The 19,965-nt window shown below is 32.6% G+C and carries 19 protein-coding genes and 2 pseudogenes; 3 read left to right on the top strand and 18 right to left on the bottom strand.

Annotated features, from left to right (window positions below; all coding sequences use genetic code 11):
* Positions 1 to 49: 49 nt before the first annotated feature.
* From ACK1U5_RS01725 to ACK1U5_RS01700, 6 genes are all read right to left on the bottom strand, one after another.
* The gene (locus tag ACK1U5_RS01725) at positions 50 to 2,278 is read right to left on the bottom strand and encodes a putative mucin/carbohydrate-binding domain-containing protein (RefSeq protein WP_069605304.1); all 2,229 of its coding nucleotides are present in this window, start codon (positions 2,276 to 2,278) and stop codon (positions 50 to 52) included.
* Positions 2,279 to 2,644: 366 nt separating this feature from the next.
* Complete coding sequence (locus tag ACK1U5_RS01720; protein ID WP_069605305.1) at positions 2,645 to 4,369, bottom strand: methyl-accepting chemotaxis protein; 1,725 nt, start codon at positions 4,367 to 4,369, stop codon at positions 2,645 to 2,647.
* 27 nt (positions 4,370 to 4,396) lie between these two features.
* Positions 4,397 to 4,531: a hypothetical protein gene (locus tag ACK1U5_RS01715; RefSeq protein ID WP_000605687.1), complete on the bottom strand. Its 135-nt coding sequence runs from the start codon at positions 4,529 to 4,531 to the stop codon at positions 4,397 to 4,399.
* Positions 4,532 to 4,827: 296 nt separating this feature from the next.
* Positions 4,828 to 5,397: a 5' nucleotidase, NT5C type gene (locus ACK1U5_RS01710; RefSeq protein WP_000668223.1), complete on the bottom strand. Its 570-nt coding sequence runs from the start codon at positions 5,395 to 5,397 to the stop codon at positions 4,828 to 4,830.
* 59 nt (positions 5,398 to 5,456) lie between these two features.
* Complete coding sequence (gene ribD / locus ACK1U5_RS01705) at positions 5,457 to 6,560, bottom strand: bifunctional diaminohydroxyphosphoribosylaminopyrimidine deaminase/5-amino-6-(5-phosphoribosylamino)uracil reductase RibD (RefSeq protein ID WP_113710645.1); 1,104 nt, start codon at positions 6,558 to 6,560, stop codon at positions 5,457 to 5,459.
* Positions 6,553 to 7,290 carry a GTP cyclohydrolase II gene (locus ACK1U5_RS01700; RefSeq protein WP_000258865.1) on the bottom strand — a complete coding sequence of 246 codons (738 nt, stop codon included), beginning with the start codon at positions 7,288 to 7,290 and terminating at the stop codon, positions 6,553 to 6,555. The genes ribD and ACK1U5_RS01700 overlap by 8 nt, the downstream gene beginning before the upstream one ends.
* 302 nt (positions 7,291 to 7,592) lie before the next feature.
* Here ACK1U5_RS01700 and ACK1U5_RS01695 point away from each other — a divergent pair, with 302 nt between their 5' ends.
* Positions 7,593 to 7,910 carry a winged helix-turn-helix transcriptional regulator gene (locus ACK1U5_RS01695; RefSeq protein WP_001000104.1) on the top strand — a complete coding sequence of 106 codons (318 nt, stop codon included), beginning with the start codon at positions 7,593 to 7,595 and terminating at the stop codon, positions 7,908 to 7,910.
* Positions 7,911 to 8,243: 333 nt separating this feature from the next.
* Here the strand turns inward: ACK1U5_RS01695 and ACK1U5_RS01690 are convergent, their stop codons facing one another.
* The 3 genes from ACK1U5_RS01690 to ACK1U5_RS01680 all read right to left on the bottom strand — a co-directional run bounded on the left by ACK1U5_RS01690 (position 8,244) and on the right by ACK1U5_RS01680 (position 10,716).
* On the bottom strand, positions 8,244 to 8,843 hold the full coding sequence (locus ACK1U5_RS01690) for a nitroreductase family protein (protein ID WP_113710644.1): 600 nt from the start codon (positions 8,841 to 8,843) through the stop codon (positions 8,244 to 8,246).
* 484 nt (positions 8,844 to 9,327) lie between these two features.
* Positions 9,328 to 9,843 carry a heme-degrading domain-containing protein gene (locus ACK1U5_RS01685; RefSeq protein WP_002061924.1) on the bottom strand — a complete coding sequence of 172 codons (516 nt, stop codon included), beginning with the start codon at positions 9,841 to 9,843 and terminating at the stop codon, positions 9,328 to 9,330.
* A gap of 501 nt (positions 9,844 to 10,344) precedes the next feature.
* Positions 10,345 to 10,716, bottom strand: a complete 372-nt coding sequence (locus ACK1U5_RS01680) for a DUF1304 domain-containing protein (protein ID WP_069605308.1) — start codon at positions 10,714 to 10,716, stop codon at positions 10,345 to 10,347.
* A gap of 481 nt (positions 10,717 to 11,197) precedes the next feature.
* Between ACK1U5_RS01680 and ACK1U5_RS01675 the strand changes: the two are divergent.
* Positions 11,198 to 11,332, top strand: a pseudogene (locus ACK1U5_RS01675) (VOC family protein); the annotation flags it as partial.
* 158 nt (positions 11,333 to 11,490) lie between these two features.
* Here ACK1U5_RS01675 and ACK1U5_RS01670 read toward each other — a convergent pair.
* The 8 genes and pseudogenes from ACK1U5_RS01670 to ACK1U5_RS01635 form a co-directional block, all read right to left on the bottom strand.
* Positions 11,491 to 12,810 carry an aromatic amino acid transport family protein gene (locus ACK1U5_RS01670; protein ID WP_001014190.1) on the bottom strand — a complete coding sequence of 440 codons (1,320 nt, stop codon included), beginning with the start codon at positions 12,808 to 12,810 and terminating at the stop codon, positions 11,491 to 11,493.
* Positions 12,811 to 13,730: 920 nt separating this feature from the next.
* Positions 13,731 to 13,844, bottom strand: a pseudogene (locus tag ACK1U5_RS01665) (DUF3888 domain-containing protein); the annotation flags it as partial.
* A 7-nt stretch (positions 13,845 to 13,851) separates the two neighbouring features.
* Complete coding sequence (locus ACK1U5_RS01660) at positions 13,852 to 14,187, bottom strand: IDEAL domain-containing protein (protein WP_000987462.1); 336 nt, start codon at positions 14,185 to 14,187, stop codon at positions 13,852 to 13,854.
* A gap of 123 nt (positions 14,188 to 14,310) precedes the next feature.
* The gene (gene saiR / locus ACK1U5_RS01655; protein WP_001083465.1) at positions 14,311 to 14,724 is read right to left on the bottom strand and encodes an Rrf2-family transcriptional regulator SaiR; all 414 of its coding nucleotides are present in this window, start codon (positions 14,722 to 14,724) and stop codon (positions 14,311 to 14,313) included.
* 185 nt (positions 14,725 to 14,909) lie between these two features.
* A complete protein-coding gene (locus ACK1U5_RS01650; RefSeq protein ID WP_000573532.1) occupies positions 14,910 to 15,044 on the bottom strand; it encodes a BA3454 family stress response protein in 135 nt (44 codons plus the stop codon).
* A gap of 46 nt (positions 15,045 to 15,090) precedes the next feature.
* Entirely contained in the window at positions 15,091 to 15,486 is a 396-nt protein-coding gene (gene spxA, locus ACK1U5_RS01645) for a transcriptional regulator SpxA (RefSeq protein ID WP_000236189.1), read from the bottom strand.
* A 275-nt stretch (positions 15,487 to 15,761) separates the two neighbouring features.
* Positions 15,762 to 16,499: a GntR family transcriptional regulator gene (locus tag ACK1U5_RS01640; protein WP_069605309.1), complete on the bottom strand. Its 738-nt coding sequence runs from the start codon at positions 16,497 to 16,499 to the stop codon at positions 15,762 to 15,764.
* 32 nt (positions 16,500 to 16,531) lie between these two features.
* Complete coding sequence (locus ACK1U5_RS01635; RefSeq protein WP_000176644.1) at positions 16,532 to 17,593, bottom strand: oxidoreductase; 1,062 nt, start codon at positions 17,591 to 17,593, stop codon at positions 16,532 to 16,534.
* 232 nt (positions 17,594 to 17,825) lie between these two features.
* Between ACK1U5_RS01635 and ACK1U5_RS01630 the strand changes: the two genes are divergently transcribed.
* A complete protein-coding gene (locus ACK1U5_RS01630) occupies positions 17,826 to 18,242 on the top strand; it encodes an SRPBCC family protein (RefSeq protein ID WP_000332044.1) in 417 nt (138 codons plus the stop codon).
* 160 nt (positions 18,243 to 18,402) lie between these two features.
* Here the strand turns inward: ACK1U5_RS01630 and ACK1U5_RS01625 are convergent, their stop codons facing one another.
* Entirely contained in the window at positions 18,403 to 19,728 is a 1,326-nt protein-coding gene (locus ACK1U5_RS01625) for a S8 family peptidase (RefSeq protein WP_069605310.1), read from the bottom strand.
* Between the last annotated feature and the right edge of the window lie 237 nt (positions 19,729 to 19,965).

The following is a 19,965-nucleotide window of genomic DNA, read 5'->3' as shown; positions in this document are numbered from 1 at the left end:
TTAATAGATTGGTTTGCTACTTTTTTAGGTTCAATTCATTTCTCAAAAATTATTCATTATATAAGCTATCTTTATATTTATTCATATACGTTATTTTTTGTGGTTCTGATAACATATTTATTGCCATCCACACATTCTTTTTCATTTCTAATTTTTGCATTGGTATCTCTTTTAAAAACTGATTACCTATAATCGCTTCCATTTCTTCATCAATTCTTTGTATAAGATTTTCTTCTGGATTATTTTGCAAAGAAGTATTTTTCAATCCCCATTTTGTTATTATAAATTCATTCATTTTATTCATAGGATTAATAATAGTAGCTTTACTAGTTAATCGTTTTTTTATTTCATCATGATAGATTTTAATTCTATATCCCTCTTTTAGTGGAATGATATCTTTTACAATTGTTACATTTGTTCCTTCCATTTCCTTCGTATAAATTTTTTCACCTTTTTCATTAAAGACCTCTATCGATGCATATTTTTCACCTGCATAATAGCTATGAGGCGTTTTAGTAGTAACCGTAAAAATAGCTCGATTTTGCTCTAAGTCTGTATTTAATACGGCAAACTGGTCATCTCCTAATCCTAGGAATTGAATCGTTTCATTTACCAACTTACTCACTTTCATTTCGTTAATATCAACCTTTAGACTATTATCTTTTTCTTTTACATAGGCATAATACGAACTGAAATGGTACATACTATTCGTTTTCCCACCTGAAATTTCAACCGTATACACTCCATTTGGTACGTCTTGTAAATTGATATCTGGTGTTTCAATTGTTTTCTCTTGAATAACTGTATTCCCTTCTTTTAATTTAATTTTTCCTCCTCTTAATGTATCTATTTCATTTGTATTTAAATGGATATGCAAATTCCCTTTTAACCCAAGTGGAGCAATTTGCTGATTCGTAACTATTTCGAAGTTGGAGTTTATCGGAATATCAGGATCAACTATAGCTCTTGCTTTCGCTAATTGTGATTCAGGCACTATATAAGCTAAAGAAGTAACAGCCGGAAAACCTTTCGCCCTATTCATCTCTATTTGTTTATGATTAAGCTTAAAGCCCCATCTTTCAAAAACAGGTGTAAAATCAACTTGTCCATTCTCACTATAATACTGATTCATTAAATCTGGTAAAGAATGGTCACCTTTTTTGAAAGCAGCATTGCTAGCTAGTTTTCGATAACCTTGATACATTTTTGCAAATGCTTCATCGCCAGCTTTTTGTTTCGCCATCGTTAAAAGAATAAGTTTTTGTCGTAAATCTAAATCATCATAATTTTTATTTTCTTTCATTAAAGCATTATATAAATTCCGTTCTACCTGTTCCTTTTTCCCGAAATTAAACAACCAACCAAGTTGATCTGCTTTTTTGCCGTATTTACTATATTGATATTGAACACCAAATAGATTATTAGAAACTTCTCCTGTAAATATTCCTTGATTATCAAAACCAGCTTGGTATCCATGAGCGATTTCATGTAAAGTTCCCCAACTTAGTTTATCTAACCACATCTTTGTACTATCTGTACTATTCGCTGTCCAATTTGTGCCATAATAGGCACCGCCAGCACCAGATATATCTGCTTTTAAGAAATAACGATTTTGACTTTTTTTATTTTCAAACGTTGAGCCATCTAAACCAATAATTGAATCATACATCACAAAAATATCTTCATAATACGCAATTAACTCATCCAATGATTGAAAATCTTTTAAAGATCTTACTAACTCTTTATCTTTTTTAGGTACAAATAATTGAAAACTCTCCCCTTGAAGTAACGCATACTCTCCATCAAATTGATCCCATGTACTAAAAAATTGAGATACACTTCCTTGTTGTTTATAAATGGGAAGGGGTTTAGTAGCACTTTCATTCCCTACTTGGTACTCAAGTACAGCGTGCTCTTCACCATACGGAGTATCTATGAAAGGAACTAAAGACGTATCACCTTGGATAGTAACCCATTCATTTCCTACTTGTATGGATTTTTCATTTTTTGAGTCATTAGACAATAAACGTAATGTTAATTTGTCTTTAAAATTAGGATTTGTTTGTCTTACCTTTAATGGTGTATTTCTCTTCAAAATAAATCCTAAATCTTGTCGATCATGATATTTCCCCTTACTTATGCCCGCCTGAAATATCCAAGTAGGCTCTTCTAAACTAGTAATTTTTTTTGCATTTATTCGTTCATCAGCATGTAAGTGTATATTTCCTATGAGGAAAAACATTGTATACATTAGGCCTATAACAAGTAACCTTTTCATTTGCATATCTCCTTCTCTATTTTTTTATATACAAAATACAATAAAGCCCTCCTTCTTCACTTATAATTGTCGTCAATAAGTTACTTATCAGTGTAATTATTATAGTTACATTAACTCGTGATTATCAATCATTAAATGTATGTAATTTTGCATATATGAATATTTTGTGATAAATTCCAAAATATCGTATAATTATCAATATTTTTTCAGACATTATTCAATAAAAAAAACACGAAGACTCTTAAGTCTTCATGTTTTTTATACATGTTATTACACTTGTGATTGAATTAATTACTAAAATCTTTTTAATCGTAAAAAATCAATTATTTTTAGGCTGATAGCCGTACCTAATCTTTTACAATTTACTTATTCTTTTTGTTCTGTAATATTAAATTTTGAAACCAATTCCGTTAATTCTTCCACCTTTTCTTTCATTTTGTTGGATTGGATTGATATTTGTTCAATTGATACGGCCTGTGATTGAATTGAATTTACAGTTTGAAGAGTCTCCTTTTTCACATCCGTTGCAGTTTCAGAAACTAGCGAAAGAGAAGCATTTACTTCTTCTGTACCAGCAGACATCTCTTCTGTCGCTGCGGATACTTCTTGAATTTGACCTGTAATCTTATCAATATCTCTCATAATAGACAAGAAGGTTTGATTCGCTTTGTAAGCAGCTTCTTTTCCTTCTACTGCCTTTTGTTGTCCTTTTTGCATGACATTAACTGTATCTTGGGTATCTTTTTGAATGGATTTTATTAAATGATTAACTTCTTTTGCAGATTCTTTAGATTGCTCAGCCAAGTCTCGAACTTCTGCGGCAACCACTGCAAATCCTTTCCCATTCTCTCCAGCACGTGCCGCTTCAATAGCGGCATTTAAGGCAAGAAGATTCGTTTGTTCGGCAATATTAGTAATTGCAGCGAGAGCTGTATCAATCTGTTGTGTACGTGTAACAAGTTTATTTATTACTTTTGATGTTTCCTCGACAACATCATGCACACTATTCATTTGAAGAATAGAGTGATTTATCACTTCACTACCGATATTTATTCGTTCTGTAGTCGTTACTGCTACCTCAGCGACTACTGCTGAAGATTCAGCTACAGTTTGCACCCCGGTTGTAATTTCTTCCATTGAGGATGAGCTCTCCTGAATACTAGTTACCTGTCCTTCTATTTTTGTTTTTACTTCTAAAACAGTCTGTACAACCTCATTTGAAATACTAGACGCTCGATTTGTATCTTGTAATACACCCTCCGTAGTAAAAATAACCTCTTGTGTTGTCATCTTAACATTCGCAATTAATTGTTGAAGGTTATCTAACATACTATTAAAAGACTGAACAATATGCCCTAATTCATTATTTGCTTTATAAGGAGTACGTATTGTTAAATCTCCAGCTGCTACTTTTTCCATATCATTTTGTAGTAATGCAAGTGGTTTTCGGATAGTTAATTTAATAACATATCCAATTAATATAATTATTAAAATTGCTAAAATCGAAATACTAACAAACATTATCATTGTATTTTGAGCACTATTATTATTTTCCTTCTGTAAAAGCTCTGCATTATTACTATTATATAAAATCAATTCACGAATTGATTTTATTGATTTTTGCATATTAGGTTCAATCTCTTTTAGATAATATGCATATGCTTCCTCATTATTAGACTTCCCTAATTCTTGTGCTTTCTTCATTTGAGTCCTTAATTCATTAAATGTTTCATGAAACGTGTTATATAATTCTTTTTCTTTAGTAGAAATAAGTTTAGCCTCAAACTGCTTTAAAAGATGATCATTTTCCTTACGAATCCCATCCATTTCTCTTATTAATTCGTTCATTCTTTTTTCATCTTTTGATAACATTATTTCCATAAAGTTCATATTAACGTGATAAAAATTAGATTCTACAATTCCAATCCACTCAATTGGCAGTAAATTATCCTCATACATATTAGAGGAAGTACTTTTCCCTCTTTCTAACCCCCAAAACCCTATTAGGGATAATACTATACATGCAATACTTGATATAGTTATTAATATGTTTAGTTTTGTACCAATCTTACTGTTTCTTAATAATTCCAATTCACTTTCTCCATTCTAATATATAGTTTAAGTAATGTATTTTATACCAAGAATCCAAAAATTACGATGTTTATTTTGTAATATGTAATTTTGCATATCGTCCACTACTGATTCAAAATAACCTAACATTGTAATTTTCGTTTTCCAAAAATTCATGATCATGAACACATCTCATTAATTCTTGAACTTCTTACCCAAAATATCCGCATATACTGTGGCACCAGGGAAAACCATCACTGGTATGATATATAAATTACGCTTCCATACAAGACTAGCTTAAAAATATTTTTCTTATTGCTCATTTTTCTATTCCCCCTCTATTAGAAGTACTCCTAGCACATCACACTAATAAAAACGATAATATTAAAAAATAAGGAAAGACATAATACGTATGTCTTTCCTCTAAAATTGTAATACTCAATATGCTCTTGGCTCTATTTGATTTTCCATTTAAATCCTCACATATCTTTCTTTATAATATCTCCTAACTCCATCCAATTTGTAATACGCGGGATATTGAGATATTGATTGTAAGAAGTAGTTTTTGCATATACATTTATCGGTTTTCCTATTAACGTTTCTAAAACAGCCGGCTTATCATCAAAGAAATAGTTTAATTTTATTTCTTGTATAAAGTGTATTTTTTCTTCATCCTTCATTCCATAGAAAAAGCGATCTTCATGTACCGGAAATCCTTTTTCTATTAACCATTTTTTTGTTTGCTCTCCATGCTCTTTAGGTCGCGCCGTTATATAGTAAATTTCATGTCCCTGTCTTTCTAATTCTTGCAATGTCTCTACAGCATACGGAAACGGTGAACAAGAAGTATAATAAATCTCATCCAGCAAACTATTCCACATATGACCGCCTTCCTCGGAAGTCATGCCAAATGCTTCATGAATTTCAATTGTTTTTAAAGAATGGAATACATCCAACCCTACTTTTTTGTTTAATTTCTTATTATATAAATGAAAAGCATGCTGCCTTAAATCAATTAGTGTATCATCGATATCAAATCCAAACTTCACTCTTCATCGCTCCTTTCTGCAATCCATTTATCGGAACATATAAGTAGTTTTTATTCCCCTTATTGCTCATCTTTCCGATATGCTGGATAGCCAATAAATCTATAATCTTTTCCAATCTGGGTAAATGATATATCCTTAAATTCAATTGCATCTTTCATTTTAGTAATACCAGTCCCCTCTACAAAACTAGGCGCCAATCTACCTCCAATAATTTTAGGTGCGAAATATAAAATAATTTTATCCATTAGTTTATTTTCAATAAACGAAGCATTTACTTCTCCACCACCTTCAATAAGCAGGGAGGAAACTCCTTTTTGTCCTAAAATATCAAGCATTTCATGTAAGTTTATATGCTTTTCTCCGCTAGTAACAAATACTTTAACTCCTGCATTTTCTAATGCTTTCTTTTTTTCCTCTGCATGATTACTTGTTGTAAATATCCAGGTAGGAGCTTCTCTATCTGTAACAACGTTAGCTTCCATCGGTATGCGTAATGTCGAGTCCAATATTACTCGAATTGGATTTCGGCCATTTGGAATACGCGTTGTCAATGATGGATTATCCTTTTGAACAGTATTCGCTCCTACTAAAATAGCCGCATTTTTGTTTCGTATTTGGTGTACTTCTTGTCTTGCTTCTGTAGATGTAATCCACTTACTATCCGATAAAGACGTAGCGATTTTCCCATCTAATGTAATTCCTGATTTAATCGTTACAAATGGGCGCTTTGTCAAAATATATTTATTAAAGACTTCATTTATTTTTTTAGATTCTTCTTCACACACTCCTACAAGTACTTCAATACCTGCATCTTGTAGAATTTTAATTCCACGTCCAGAAACAAGCGGGTTTGGATCAAGTGTAGCAACTACTACCTTCTTAATTCCTGCTTGTACAATTGCTTCAGCACAAGGCCCTGTTCTACCATGATGAGAACAAGGTTCAAGAGTTACATAAATTGTACCACCACGTGCCTGTTCTCCAGCCATACGTATCGCATGTATTTCGGCATGTGGTTCTCCGGCCTTCATATGTGCTCCGACCCCTACAATTCGATTATCATTTACAATTACAGATCCAACCAATGGATTTGGAGTCGTTTGTCCCTTCATAGCCTTGGCATTTTCTAGTGCTAGCTTCATATACAATTCATGCTCAAGCATGTAAGTGTCCCCCTTCAAAATGTCCAGAACGCTGAATCTTCGTTTGCAAATATTTCTCATTAAACTCTGAGACATCACCCCATAACGGTTCACGACTCGTAACATTTAATCCAGCTTTTTGTAACGCTTCTAATTTTTTCGGATTATTTGTAATAAGTTTTACAGGTTTTGAGCGTAGCGCTTTTAATACTTCAATTGTATCATCATAGTTTCGAACATCATCTTCAAAACCTAGGTTCAGATTAGCTTCTACTGTATCTAACCCATTTTCTTGCAAGAGGTACGTCATAGCTTTACTAAACAAGCCAATTCCTCTTCCTTCATGATTCGCTAAGTAAAATAAAGCACCTGAACCATGTTCTGTAATCATTTGTAAAGACTGCTTTAATTGGAATCCACAGTCACAACGTTTACTACCAAAGATATCACCGGTGTGACAAATACTATGCATACGAATTAGGGCATCTTCAGAATTCTCAAAATCACCATATACAAGTACACTAGATTGCTGCATATCAGCTAAATTAATAGATGAGAGTTTTTCGATAATTCCTTCTACACTATTTGTAACCTCACTACATTGTAACCAAGAATACCATTGAAAAACTTTAGTCTCCCCATATAAATTAATTGGCAATTTGATAGGGCCTACTAAATAAATATCCTTTCCATCTTGATGTATAAATTGAATTTTATCTTCTAACATATGAATTGTATCTGTTGTAACCATTAGGTACCTCCTAGTATAGAGAATCTCTAAAATTCTCTTCCATTGTTATATTTTTTATTGTTTAACTTACACAACGTAAGTGTTTTTACAGATGCTATTCTTTTTTCTCTCAGCTTATATGCAATATGTATCATTACAACTTTGGCCATTTAAAGAAAAGAGTTTTAGTTACATAAAACAACTTAGTTATTTTATGTAAGTGAGTATACATTCGTAATCAATTTACGTCAAGTAATTAATTATAAAAACATTTGTTACTAATAGTAAGATGTTATATAATTTATTTTAGGAGGTGAAGGAAAATGAATGATTCTACATTATGCCCTCGCTTTGAAAAAGGAATGAAATTTTTTAGTCAACGATGGACAGCACTAATTATTTACCAACTTTTTTCTGGATCTCAGCGCTTTTGTACACTTGAATCTTCTCTTCCTGTTAGCGGAAGATTACTTTCAGAAAGATTGAAAGAATTAGAACTAGAAGGAATTGTCGAACGTAAAGTCTTTCCTGAGACACCAGTTCGTATAGAATATTCTTTAACTCAAAAAGGATTTGCTTTAGAAGCTATTATTCGCGGAATAGAAGAATGGTCACAGGAATGGATAGAACTTGAGGAATAACATAAAAGCTTTTTCGTATATAGTTTTAAGTAATCAAATTACAGATACCTATTATTAAAACGCTAATTTTTCAAGCATTTATGAAAAGCTAGCGTTTTTTAATAAATAAAATGTAAGAAATAAAGCAAGGTGATCAAAACGATCACCTTGTTCCCTTACAGATTAAAATAGTGTTTTAAAATCTTTTATTCATACATACTCGATTAATAAAAAAAACGAATAAGCTTTTTTATTAATAAACAGTTTTATTTTTACAATACAGTTAGCTTCCCCTGCTATTTGCGGACAGTAAGACCACCACTGATTAAATTTCTATTTTATTACATTCGAATATTACTTATGAAATTTCACACGCTCTTCAAGTGGTTGGAATTCTTTTTCACCTGGTGCAGCTGTTGGATTACCAAATGGCATTTGTGCAATTAGTTTCCAATTAGCAGGGACATTCCATTCTTGTTTTACCTCATCGTCAATTAATGGATTATAATGTTGTAATGATGCCCCTAATCCCTCTGCTTCTAAACCTGTCCACACGACTAATTGGTGCATACCTGATGCTTGGTGTGACCAAATTGGGAAGTTTTCAGCATATGCAGCAAACTTTTCTTGAAGCGATTTAACGATAGCCTCATCTTCAAAGAATAATACTGTTCCATAACCAGCTTTAAAAGAATCCATTTTTTGTTGCGTTCCTGAAAAGTCTCCATCTCCAACTACTTTTCTTAATGTTTTAGTGGTAATATCCCATAATTTATCATGAGCTTCACCAAATAATACAACTAATCGTGCAGTTTGAGAATTGAAAGCGGATGGAGTATATTTCACAGCAAACTCCACGATTTCTTTAATTTTTTCATCCGATACTTGTACCTCTTTATTAATCCCATAGTAAGTACGTCTTTCTTTCAGTGCAGTATAGAAATTTTTTGTCATAATTCCGTTCCTCCTAAGTTTTAATATTCTTCAAAATGATACATCTCGAAGATAGTATGCGTTTAAATGAGTTCATTTTTGAATCATTGAACTTCCTAGCACCCATTGCCAGTCATTCTAAATCTAAACACACTGCTTCCTTCAGTTTTCCTAAAAAAAGCCTTATAACATCATTCATAAAATCTAATCATCATTCGGTACTATTTTACCCATTCTCTATTCATGTATCCTGCTTGTTTCATATTTACACAAATATGAAATGTAGCTACTTTAATCACCAAATTTCACATTAATTTAGAGCATCTTCAATTACAGCAATTTCGCTCACTCGAACAAAACGATGCAATTTAAAGAACATTGCAAAATTAAGTACTACCTGTAAAAGAACCCTCTTAGCCGACTATAAGAAAAAATAATAAAAAGCCAAAAACGAACAATAATATGTTCATTCTTGGCTTTTACTTAACCATCACATTTATTTTTACTATTGCTTCAAATGATTTTTAACTGCCCTTATTACCAATTCGTGATCTTCTTCTGGTGGTAATCCTGAAACTGTTATCATTCCAATAACCCCTACGTTTTTTATTCTGATAGGAAAACATCCACCAAACGCAGCGTATTCTGAAGTATCTAAAAGATATTTTTCATTATAGGAGACCCCAGTTATTTCACTTTGTATCTGCATATAATACGAGCTACGATCATGCAGGGAAACGACTCGTTTTTTACGCTCAATCCATTTCGTATTTTCCTCATTTGTCCCTGTCATCTTGAAATGAAATAATTGCACACCATTTTTCGTTATATCAACAGCAATCAATTTCCCCTCTTGCTTTGCTGTTTCAACGATAAATAAACCTAGTTGCAAGGCATCTTCATTTGTAAAAGAGGAAAATTGAAGTGTTTCCTCCTCTTTTAAAATTTGTTTACTTATTTCATTCAAATTTGAAGTACTCATATCTTTAACCTCCATAATTGTTTTATGCCACACCGACATTTTTTCGAAATTATTAGGCCATATAATACAACCTTTTAATCAATCTGATTCTAAATAAACTACTGTAACATCTTTGATAACTAGTAGTACCGTAAAGCTTGTTTTCTTCTTACTGGTGCTATTATGAATGACATTCAAAGTTATAAAAAGTACTATTCTACTTATCCCTATCTTACAGAGACTATTATGAAATATATTTAACATCTTAAAAATGTATGTACTAAAGAATAATATTTTTAATCACTAACTTTTTTGATCAATCGTTATAATCCAATTTCATCAAAATTTTTATCAATTATTACACTATCCAACAATAGGAGGAAACAAAGATGGATGAAAGTATATCCAAAAGCTGAAAAGCAGTTGAGTCCCTTGAGGGAATAGTTATAATTCACTACGTATAGAAATAGACATACAAAAACGCCATCCTTTCCTATAATTCTAAAGAAAGAATAGCGTATTCTTTTCAAAAATGAGTTCTTTTATTGAGAAACTTTGATTCTATATCATACATAAAAGGGCAACCAGTGCTAAAACAGCTGGAAATCCTTGTTTCACAATAATCGATTTATTAGATGTGAAACCTCCGAAAATAGCTGCTATCACCACACAAATCACGAAAAATAATTGGACCATATAACCAATTGGATTGAGCCCAAGTACAAGTCCCCAAATGAGACCAGCCGCTAAAAATCCATTATATAAACCTTGGTTTGCAAACATAATGGCTACGTTTCGATCTCCTTCTAAATGCTTCGGTAATTTGAAAGCACGTTTCGCTACTTTTGAATCAATAAAAAACATTTCAAGGATCATGATAAGCAAATGTTCTAATGCTACGATCCCGACTAAAATAGCTGCGATTATTTCCACACTATTCTGCCCCCTACACTCTCTATTCTTTAATATTCTCTACATTTTTTTGCATCTGTAATAGAACATGAATAAGTATTTTTCGTTCTTCTCCACTGATATTTACGAACATTTCCTTCATAAAATGTTCCTTTTCTTTCTTGTTAAAATATTAATTGATGTATCAATTATTGATACATCAATTAATATACATCTCTCTTTTTATTTTTGCAAGTTTTTTTGCTCAATTGGTTTTATTTTGTTCCAGCAACTTTAAACCAATTCAAAACATCAGTTCGCATTTCTAGAAATCATAATTACTTTAAGTTCATTCTGACAATCATATTTAACTACATATATAAAAGAATTGAGTTATATCTCCATCAATTTATAAAAATTAATTTTTTCTAAAAACAGATACTTTACGTTTTTTATAGTAATAAAAATCATTTTTGTTTCAGAGGCAATCCATTTTGTTAGCTTGATGGGCATAGGATAGCACCCAGATGACGAACCAATTATCTTTCAAGAAGACAGCTAGAAAACTGGATTTGGTACAGGAGTTGCCTACTTCCCCGATTCAGATGGTACTAATTTAGAGCTAATTGCTCCAAAAGGTCCATTTAGACGTGAATAGTTAAAATAAATTAATACCGAAACAGCCACCTTCTGCCTGGAAGGTGGCTGTTTCAAGTTGATAGAATGACTAAAAAAGGACAAACTCTCCAATGTGAGAAGTTTGTCCAAAAAGTTTTTCGTGTTAACTATTTTTACACTAATAGCAATAATAGTGAATTAGAATAATGATTTAATACTTGCTAAGACAGTAAGTACACCTACAATAATAACAAATACGTTACTCATTTTCCCTTTGTATTTAGCTAGTACTGGAACTTTTTGAATCGCATACATCGGTAATAGACATAAGATAGCAGCAACTAATGGACCGCTTAGAGAATCAATAAGTCCAAGAATACTTGGATTTGTATAAGCAACAAACCAGCATGATAATACAACAAAAGTAAGGATTACTGTCTTAATTGTTTTTTCTTCAATATCTTTTCCACGTGATTTACCGAACTTAATAATCATGTCACGCATTACTTCAAATGCTCCGATATAATGGCCAAGGAAAGACTTTGTAATAGCCACAAAAGCAATAATTGGAGCTGCAATAGTGATTACAGGCGAATTAAGCTCATTAGCAAGATATGAAAGAATTGATAAGTTTTGTTCTTTTGCCATTTTTATATCATCTGGAGTCAAGCTCAATGCGCTACTCCAAACGAAGAACATAACAACAGCGAATGTCATGATATAACAAACCTTTTGTATTTGCGCACATTTAGCATCAGTGGCTTCGATTCCATACGTAGCTCTCTGTTTCACAACAAATGATGAAATCATAGGTGAATGATTAAATGAGAATACGATGATTGGTAGAATCATCAATATCGTCCCAAAATAGCCTGTTCCTGTTGAAGCAGTTGAAACAGCTGAAAAACTAAGCATTGACGTATTCCACTGTGGAATTAAAGATATTGCGATAAAAAGTAGAGAAACTATGAAAGGATACACTAACATACTCATTACCTTTACAGTAATATCTTGACCAAAATTTAGTATAGCGATAAGACCAAGAACTAATACAAGTGATAAAATAGCCCTTGGAGGTTCTGGCATGTGCAATTGATGCACGATAAAACTACTTGCAGTATTTGTAAGCGCAACCGAATACATTAGTACGATTGTATAAATTGAACCGAAATATACGATGTTAAAAATGATACTCGCTTTATTTCCGAAATACTCTCTAATTGTACCTGTGATCCCCTCATCAGCAGAATTAGAAGCGTATATCATTTTAGCAAGCGCCCTATGTGAGTAATACATAACTGGATATGCAAGTAATGTAATTAGTAGTAAAGATAATAAACCACCTGAACCTGCATTAATCGGTAAAAAGAGCACCCCTGCTCCAATTGCAGTTCCAAATAGACTGAGTGCCCATGTAGTATCCTGCTTATGCCACTTTTTCGGATCTGCATATTGCTCATTTTTTCGTGCGGTATTTTCAGCTTGAACTTCTATTTTCTTTGCAGTATTCCCGTTCATATAATAACTCCCCCTTGTATCTATTCCTACATCTCTCTTTACACCTAACAAATATTCCCTTTTCGGAAAATGAATTCCTTACAAGTTGCCCCACTTTGTATGTCCTTCATCATAATGAATCCAAATTGAAACATTCGCTAGTTAGCGTCCTAATATAATTGTTAGCGTTCACAAAAAAGTTTACTCGTAATATCCGCTCTTTATATAAAGACCTCTTAAGAGAACAATATAGAATAGACTTCATAAATACGTTGCAACATTTCTAATAACAGTGTATTACTTTAATGGTTTCTCTTTTTTACTTTTAACAGTAATTTTAGCTAAACCGGCCTCTCTTCATTTGCGAGGCATTTCTTTCTCAATTCTATACATTACCTTCATAACTTCGGTAGCACTGATGATATTGCTTACACAAGCCACTGAAGCACATTACATACATTTCGCCTCTAATCACACACCTTTCTTACTAGTAATCGCATTTTTTATATTTTCTCCAGAGATAATAAAATTTCTCTCGACGCCCTCATTATAACGTGTATATTTATAAAATTAATATTTTTATATTTTCAGAAATATTAAAGTGGAATAATTTTATATGGATAATATTTTACAGTTAGCATGTAGCCATTGTTTTTATCGCTTAAAGCTGAATTAGTTAGTAAAAAAATACAATAATACATTGTTTTTCTAGGTTACTCATTATAAAGATACTTATATCCCCTTTATCAAAAAATTTCATTTTAAACACAAAAGATATTCTAATAAATAATTAATGTAGGTAAAAAGAAAAAATTCCAAAATAAAAAAAAGCCAAATTTTAGGATATATATTATTAATATTGAATTCATATACATTTTAAAAAGATACACTGAGTAAAAAACAAAAAAGCTGCCCCATATGGACAGCTCATTTACATAATTATCGTTATCAGGAATATCTCTATGTTTGTAGTGAATCGTTTTTACATCATTTCCTTTTATGCGAAAAGTAATTGTGTCCTCTCCATAAGGCGGATTGTGTGCACCCTCAAAAGTTTAAATTTTAAAATCCCTCATTAACTAGCTCTTTTATCGAGTTTAATTTTGAAGAAAGCTCGATAAACCATTCTTCATCCCCTGTTAATAATGCAAGATCTATAAGATAAAGGATTTGTTCCTTATTTATTACCTTTGATTCAGGGAGTTTGTTAACGTGTTTACTAAAGAGTAAAATCGCTTCGTTTATTGTGTACTGGCCGTCACGTTTCACAATACTAACTGTAACTATATCCTCTACATCATCAAGTGATACAATATAACCAACTATTAATTCACCTTCATTTGATATTCCACGAACCCAATCTCCTACTTTTAAAACATGATTATTATTTGACATCATACCGTTTCACCTTCCTATAAATATTTTTTGTGACGATAAAAAAGATATAAAAACAATTATACTGTAATATTTTTCATTACATTTAAGTGTTAAGAACTCACGGCTATATAATAATTAAGCCGCTTAACGCTCTTGATTGATAAGGTCAACAACTTCTTTCATTGTATAATTCTTTAAGTATTCACCTAGATGCTCTTCAGCACCTAAGAAAATAGCGAAAAGAACTTTTCGCATGTTCGAACCTACAACACACTGATTGTTTGATTCTGGACACTTCGGCTGCAAAGCACCTTCAGAGGTTATCTGATAAATATGCCAAAGATTAATTTCATCTAAATCGCGAGCGAAAATAAAACCGCCACCAGTCCCCTCTTTCGATTGTATAAACTTATGTTTTTTTAACAAACTTAGTACTTTGCGAATGCGTACTGGATGTACACCTGCACTTTCTGAAATAGCATTACTTGTTGACATCCGATCTGGCTGTAAAGCTAAATAAGTTAAACTGTGTATGGCCAAGGTAAAGTCGCTGTTCATGATTTTCCTCCTACGATCAAAAATATTGTTTCTCATATATTAACTGTAGCCATAAATATTACAGATAGGTTAGAACGTTAAAACATATAGAATACTTCTTGCCATAAAAAATTAATTCTCTTATATTCTATCCGGTCCCACCTATATCTGATAACTTCATTTAGCTTTTTAAGTTGAAAATAAAATTAAACACTCCACTGTTTCTTCACTTGTTCTTCTGCCAACTGTTTAATTTTTGTCCAAATCGTATCTTTACTCACAATAACATTTGTTTGATAATTTCTATCATTATAATTAACTGTAACACATACTTCAATCATCTTCTGCTTCCTCCTTTCAAAAAACTTTTTCTAAAAATACTACTTATTAATTGGCCAATTTTTGCAATTCAATGTTCAAAAACGTTCGAACGCTACGTGGTAAAAATTTACGAATTTCTTCCTCATTAAAACCAATCTGCAATCTTTTCTCGTCCAGCATAATTGGGCGTCGTAACATTAGTGGATGCTCAATTATTAATGTATAAAATTCATTTAGCGAGAGCTCATCAATATTTATATTTAAGTCCTGAAAAGTTTTGGATCTAGTTGAAATAATTTCAGTAGCCCCCTCTTCAGTTAAACGAAGAATCGATTTAAGCTCATCAACTGTCATAGAATTTGATACGATGTTTTTTTCAATATAATCAATTTGATGCTCTTCAAGCCATGCTTTCGCTTTTCGGCATGAGGCACAGCTTGCTGTTGTATATAGAATTACCATATTTAACTCACTCCTTTAATGTTATGAAACGTACATTTTAAACATCGGTTATTGAAATGTATTAAAAAAAATTACAGTTTAGAATCAAATACAAGCAATATTATTTATTCGAGAATATTTAATTTATCTACATTTTACAGACGATAACAACTCACTTCTAAAAACTATACTGTAATTTTAAACTTTACAGTTCTATAAATCAAATGTTAAGTCTTGGATTCATTCTATTAACGTATAATAGGAGCAGTTGAGACAATACTTGCCTCAACCGATTTTTATATCTCTTTATAATTTTTTGCAGTAATGACTGTTTCAAACTCAAAGGTTTCGGGTAGATGATCTGCATAAGAATATTCAAAAGTTCGTCCATCCGTTAAATAAGCTACTTGTTCAACTCGCATTAGGAAATCCTGATTTGTTAAGTTCATAAACTGCTTTTCCCTATCATCTGGGCGAATTCCTTTAACCCTGACAACAGATGTCCCTACTTCAAGACCAAGTTTATTTTGAATATGTGAGTATATCGACTCCTCTAAAACAGAAGCCTCAACACCTGGGATAACCGAAATTGGCATCCATGTATGCTCCATAATCGTCGGAATGCTGTGAATGATGCGGAGGCGAATGATTTTATAGACGAAATCACCGATTGAAACTCCCAATTTCTCAGCAACTACTTCATCAGCCCCAACAATCGCAAACTCGATAATTTTACTTTCTACCTCACTGCCGTATACAGCTTTCGTACCCGTTAAAGTTTGAATCATTCGTGCCTTTTCCTGTTGACGCCAATCTTGCACCACTGTTCCACTTCCGCGCCGGCGGATGATATAGCCCTCTCTAACTAATAGATCCAGCGCTTTCTTAATAGTAAGGGCTGAAACACCAAATTCTTCAGCAAGGACGGGGCTACTCGGAATTTTTTCGTTGATTTTATATTCACCGTCTAAAATTTGCTGTTTAATCTTTTGATAAATGCCGAGGTATTTTACTTGTGTTGATCCGCTTGCCATTTCCATACCTCCTTTATACTGCAAACTCTCTTCTATTCATTCAAATGTAAAGCCTCAAGTTTGTAAACTGAAGGTGATGGGGCAGCAAATCCATTTTCTAAGATTTCAATATTCGTTACCGCTTCTTCGTCTTTCACAAGTTTTGGTGCACCATTTATAATTGTTTCATACGCGGCATCATAGAAACGACCGTAATCACCAAGTGGCGTTTTAATTTGTTTTTCAATCCAGTCACCATTTGCATTACGATACTTAGCAACTCCATAGTACATCGGTGAATCTTCACCAAACCCTGCACTCTCAGGCATAATCCCCGCTTTCAAATCATTTTCCTGCTGATCTTCACCATATTTAATAAATGATCCATTTGTTCCATGGACGATAAAGCGTGGATAATCTTTTGCTACGACATGGTTCGTTTTCAGCTTAATCTTCAACTGATTTCCGTAATGTAAACCAACATCGAAATAATTATCAACCGCACCTTCCATTTCATTATTACGAATATCGTATGTCACCGTATCTGGACGGCCGAATAGTGAAATCATACGGTCCATCGTATGAATACCTAAACTATAAAATGAACCTTCTTCTTTTGGAGCTTCATGAGTGATTGAACCAGGACGGAAATAATCAATATGTGATTCAATCTCAATAATATCACCAAGGAATCCTTGTTCAACTACTTGCTTCACAGCTAAAAAATCACCATCAAAACGGCGGTTTTGATAAGGCATAACTACTACACCTTTTTCTCGTCCTAAAGCTAATAATTCTTTCGCATGTTCCACTGTATCGCAAAATGGTTTTTCAACGATAACTGACTTTCCAGCAAGTATAACTTTTTTCGCTAATTCGTAATGCGTATGTGCTGGCGTACAGACCGTCACCACTTGAATTTCCTTGTCATTCAACAATTCGTCCAAATCAGTAGTGAAGTAAACACCTTTTTCCTTATATGGAGCCGCTAATTTTTCATTTATTTGACGTACAAAAATCGTTTTTATTTTTATATTATTACGCGTGTTTACATAAGGTAAGTGATAGCGGTTAGCTGACTTTCCAAATCCAATAAAGCCCATTGTTAATGTCATATTTTTCAACTTCCTTGCTCATAAATTTTCGTTTCTATATTTATTATATAATTTAATTATTAAAAGTATATAGTTTTAACTTTATAATTATATATTAAATAAAAAATCCACGATAAAATTCGTTCTCACTATAAGTTATGGACCTATAAAGTGAAACTTTAATCAGTGGGGCGATTTATTCTCTACTGATTATTTACCCGTAAATACCGGGATGAAAAGGAGCGTAATGAACATGGCATATACTACTATATCTATGGAAATTTTCGGATCAACTGAACAAGTATGGCAATTAATCGGAGGTTTCAACTCCCTTCCAGACTGGTTACCTTATATACCTAGCAGTAAATTAACTGAAGGCGGTCGTGTACGTCATCTAGCTAATCCAGATGGTGAAACAATTATAGAACGCTTAGAAGTATTCAATGATAAGGAACGCTACTACACGTATTCAATCATGAATGCACCGTTCCCGGTCACTAATTATTTATCTACAATCCAAGTTAAAGAAGGTACTGAAAGTAACACATCGTTAGTAGAGTGGTCTGGTACGTTCACTCCTGTTGCGGTTAGTGATGAAGAGGCAATAAATCTGTTTCATGGTATATACAGCGATGGACTGAAAGCATTGCAGCAAGCATTTCTAGATTGATTCATGTAATTGATTGAGACGAAAAAGTTAATTAACAGTCAAACATTCGACTTTGTGGTTAAGTTCATTATGAAAGATAAACAAATACAAATTTCATGCCTGCTTGTTAATGACAAGAAATAAAAAATACTACCTCCAAATGGAAGGTAGTATTTTTTTATTAATCAGGAAAAACAATTAATCCCTCTTCTTTTTCCTCCTGTTTTAAATCTTCTTCTGGGAATGTTACAGTTGAATTTTTATCCCCTGTTTTTTTTGTTTCTTCACCTGGAAATACCATAGAATCATTGGTAGTCAAATCACTATGAAAACCAAGGTTAGACAAAATCGCTTTTAAATCTGGTAAAACCCCTATTTTATCAGATGATGGGTCATTAGACTTTGTGCCTGTATTAGGATTACTTAAAATTGCTCTCAATTCTTTTGGTGTATATGCCTTACCTAAATGTTCTTTAGCAATCCCTTGAATTGATACAGCAGCCCCAGCGATTATAGGCGAAGCGCTAGAAGTACCACGGAAATTAGAAGTATAACGATTCATTATACTCTGATCTGTAACTTTTTGTCCTTTACTATTTTGATTTTGATATGTATCTAATGTGTCAACATACTCTCCCCAACCATATACATCAATTCTACTACCATAGTTAGAGAAACCTAAACGTTTATGAGGAACTCTTGCAGTAGATGCTCCAACTATAATAGCTCCTGAATCTTTAAAGTCTGGACTATTTCGATTTAAAATCTGTTTACCATTACGGTCTTTAAATTCATCTAAATCAATCCCACCATTACCAGCTGCTTCTACAATAATAATGCCTTTATCTGTACCTTTGCGAATTGCGTTAAATATACTCGGGTATACTTCTACTGGTAAAGGGTCATCTCCATATCCATCATATTTAAAGGATTCCTCTATTAATAAAACATCTCCAGCCTGTAAAGAATCTACGGCACTTAAAATAGCATCTCTTACATCGATTCTCCCATTATCTCGGATCACTGAAATTACTTTTGCCTTTGCTTTTGGTGCAATCCCAATGTTCCCAATCCGATTGTCAGCTGCAGAAACAACACCTAGAACTGAAGTACCATGAGAAAGATCATTACTCATTTTTCCAGACATAAATTCAATATTTTGACCGACTAAATCTTCATGATTTAATAACCAGCCTTCTTCCAAATCTACAAAAGTTGCTCCTTGACCATCTCCTCCTTTAATTCCCCAAGCATAAGGAGCATTAATTCCTAAAGGTGCCTCTTCAAGATATCCCTGTCTCGAAAATCTAGGTTCATCATAAGGATTGACTGATAATACAGGCAATCTCGAGCTAGTTGTTGTATTTATACTCTTATTAGAACGAACTAGTATTTTACTAGAATTGTCATTAGCAGCATATACTGTATTTGTTACAAATGTCGTACCTACCCCAGCAAAAGTTGTAATTGCAAGTGATGATATCAACATACCTTTAAAATTTTTCATCTTTCCACCTCTAGTTTTCTATTAGAATTAACATATTTAATAATGTGTATGAACCGAAAAGCTTTTTATCTTATTATAAAAATTAATAGATTTTTATAACTTTTTGATTTACATAAAAACTCCTTTCATTCTTGTAATTCAATGTGTATATTTCAAAATAACAAACTAACTGTAACTATTATAGTTACACCTTTATTGATTTTCAACTACGAAATATAAATTTTTAAAAATAAATTT

This window comes from Bacillus sp. XB1, from assembly GCF_053557995.1.
Note: the sequence above shows the minus strand (reverse complement) of the source record. Positions and strands in the feature narration are given on the sequence as shown.

Bases quoted from the DNA above. Each gene is read 5' to 3' on its own strand.
- ACK1U5_RS01725 (WP_069605304.1), bottom strand. From the start codon at position 2,278: ATGAAAAGGTTACTTGTTATAGGCCTAATGTATACAATGTTTTTCCTC.
- ACK1U5_RS01715 (WP_000605687.1), bottom strand. From the start codon at position 4,531: ATGATCATGAATTTTTGGAAAACGAAAATTACAATGTTAGGTTATTTT.
- ribD (WP_113710645.1), bottom strand. From the start codon at position 6,560: ATGCTTGAGCATGAATTGTATATGAAGCTAGCACTAGAAAATGCCAAG.
- ACK1U5_RS01700 (WP_000258865.1), bottom strand. From the start codon at position 7,290: ATGGTTACAACAGATACAATTCATATGTTAGAAGATAAAATTCAATTT.
- ACK1U5_RS01695 (WP_001000104.1), top strand. From the start codon at position 7,593: ATGAATGATTCTACATTATGCCCTCGCTTTGAAAAAGGAATGAAATTT.
- ACK1U5_RS01690 (WP_113710644.1), bottom strand. From the start codon at position 8,843: ATGACAAAAAATTTCTATACTGCACTGAAAGAAAGACGTACTTACTAT.
- ACK1U5_RS01685 (WP_002061924.1), bottom strand. From the start codon at position 9,843: ATGTCGGTGTGGCATAAAACAATTATGGAGGTTAAAGATATGAGTACT.
- ACK1U5_RS01670 (WP_001014190.1), bottom strand. From the start codon at position 12,810: ATGAACGGGAATACTGCAAAGAAAATAGAAGTTCAAGCTGAAAATACC.
- ACK1U5_RS01660 (WP_000987462.1), bottom strand. From the start codon at position 14,187: ATGATGTCAAATAATAATCATGTTTTAAAAGTAGGAGATTGGGTTCGT.
- saiR (WP_001083465.1), bottom strand. From the start codon at position 14,724: ATGAACAGCGACTTTACCTTGGCCATACACAGTTTAACTTATTTAGCT.
- ACK1U5_RS01650 (WP_000573532.1), bottom strand. From the start codon at position 15,044: ATGATTGAAGTATGTGTTACAGTTAATTATAATGATAGAAATTATCAA.
- spxA (WP_000236189.1), bottom strand. From the start codon at position 15,486: ATGGTAATTCTATATACAACAGCAAGCTGTGCCTCATGCCGAAAAGCG.
- ACK1U5_RS01640 (WP_069605309.1), bottom strand. From the start codon at position 16,499: ATGGCAAGCGGATCAACACAAGTAAAATACCTCGGCATTTATCAAAAG.
- ACK1U5_RS01635 (WP_000176644.1), bottom strand. From the start codon at position 17,593: ATGACATTAACAATGGGCTTTATTGGATTTGGAAAGTCAGCTAACCGC.
- ACK1U5_RS01630 (WP_000332044.1), top strand. From the start codon at position 17,826: ATGGCATATACTACTATATCTATGGAAATTTTCGGATCAACTGAACAA.
- ACK1U5_RS01625 (WP_069605310.1), bottom strand. From the start codon at position 19,728: ATGAAAAATTTTAAAGGTATGTTGATATCATCACTTGCAATTACAACT.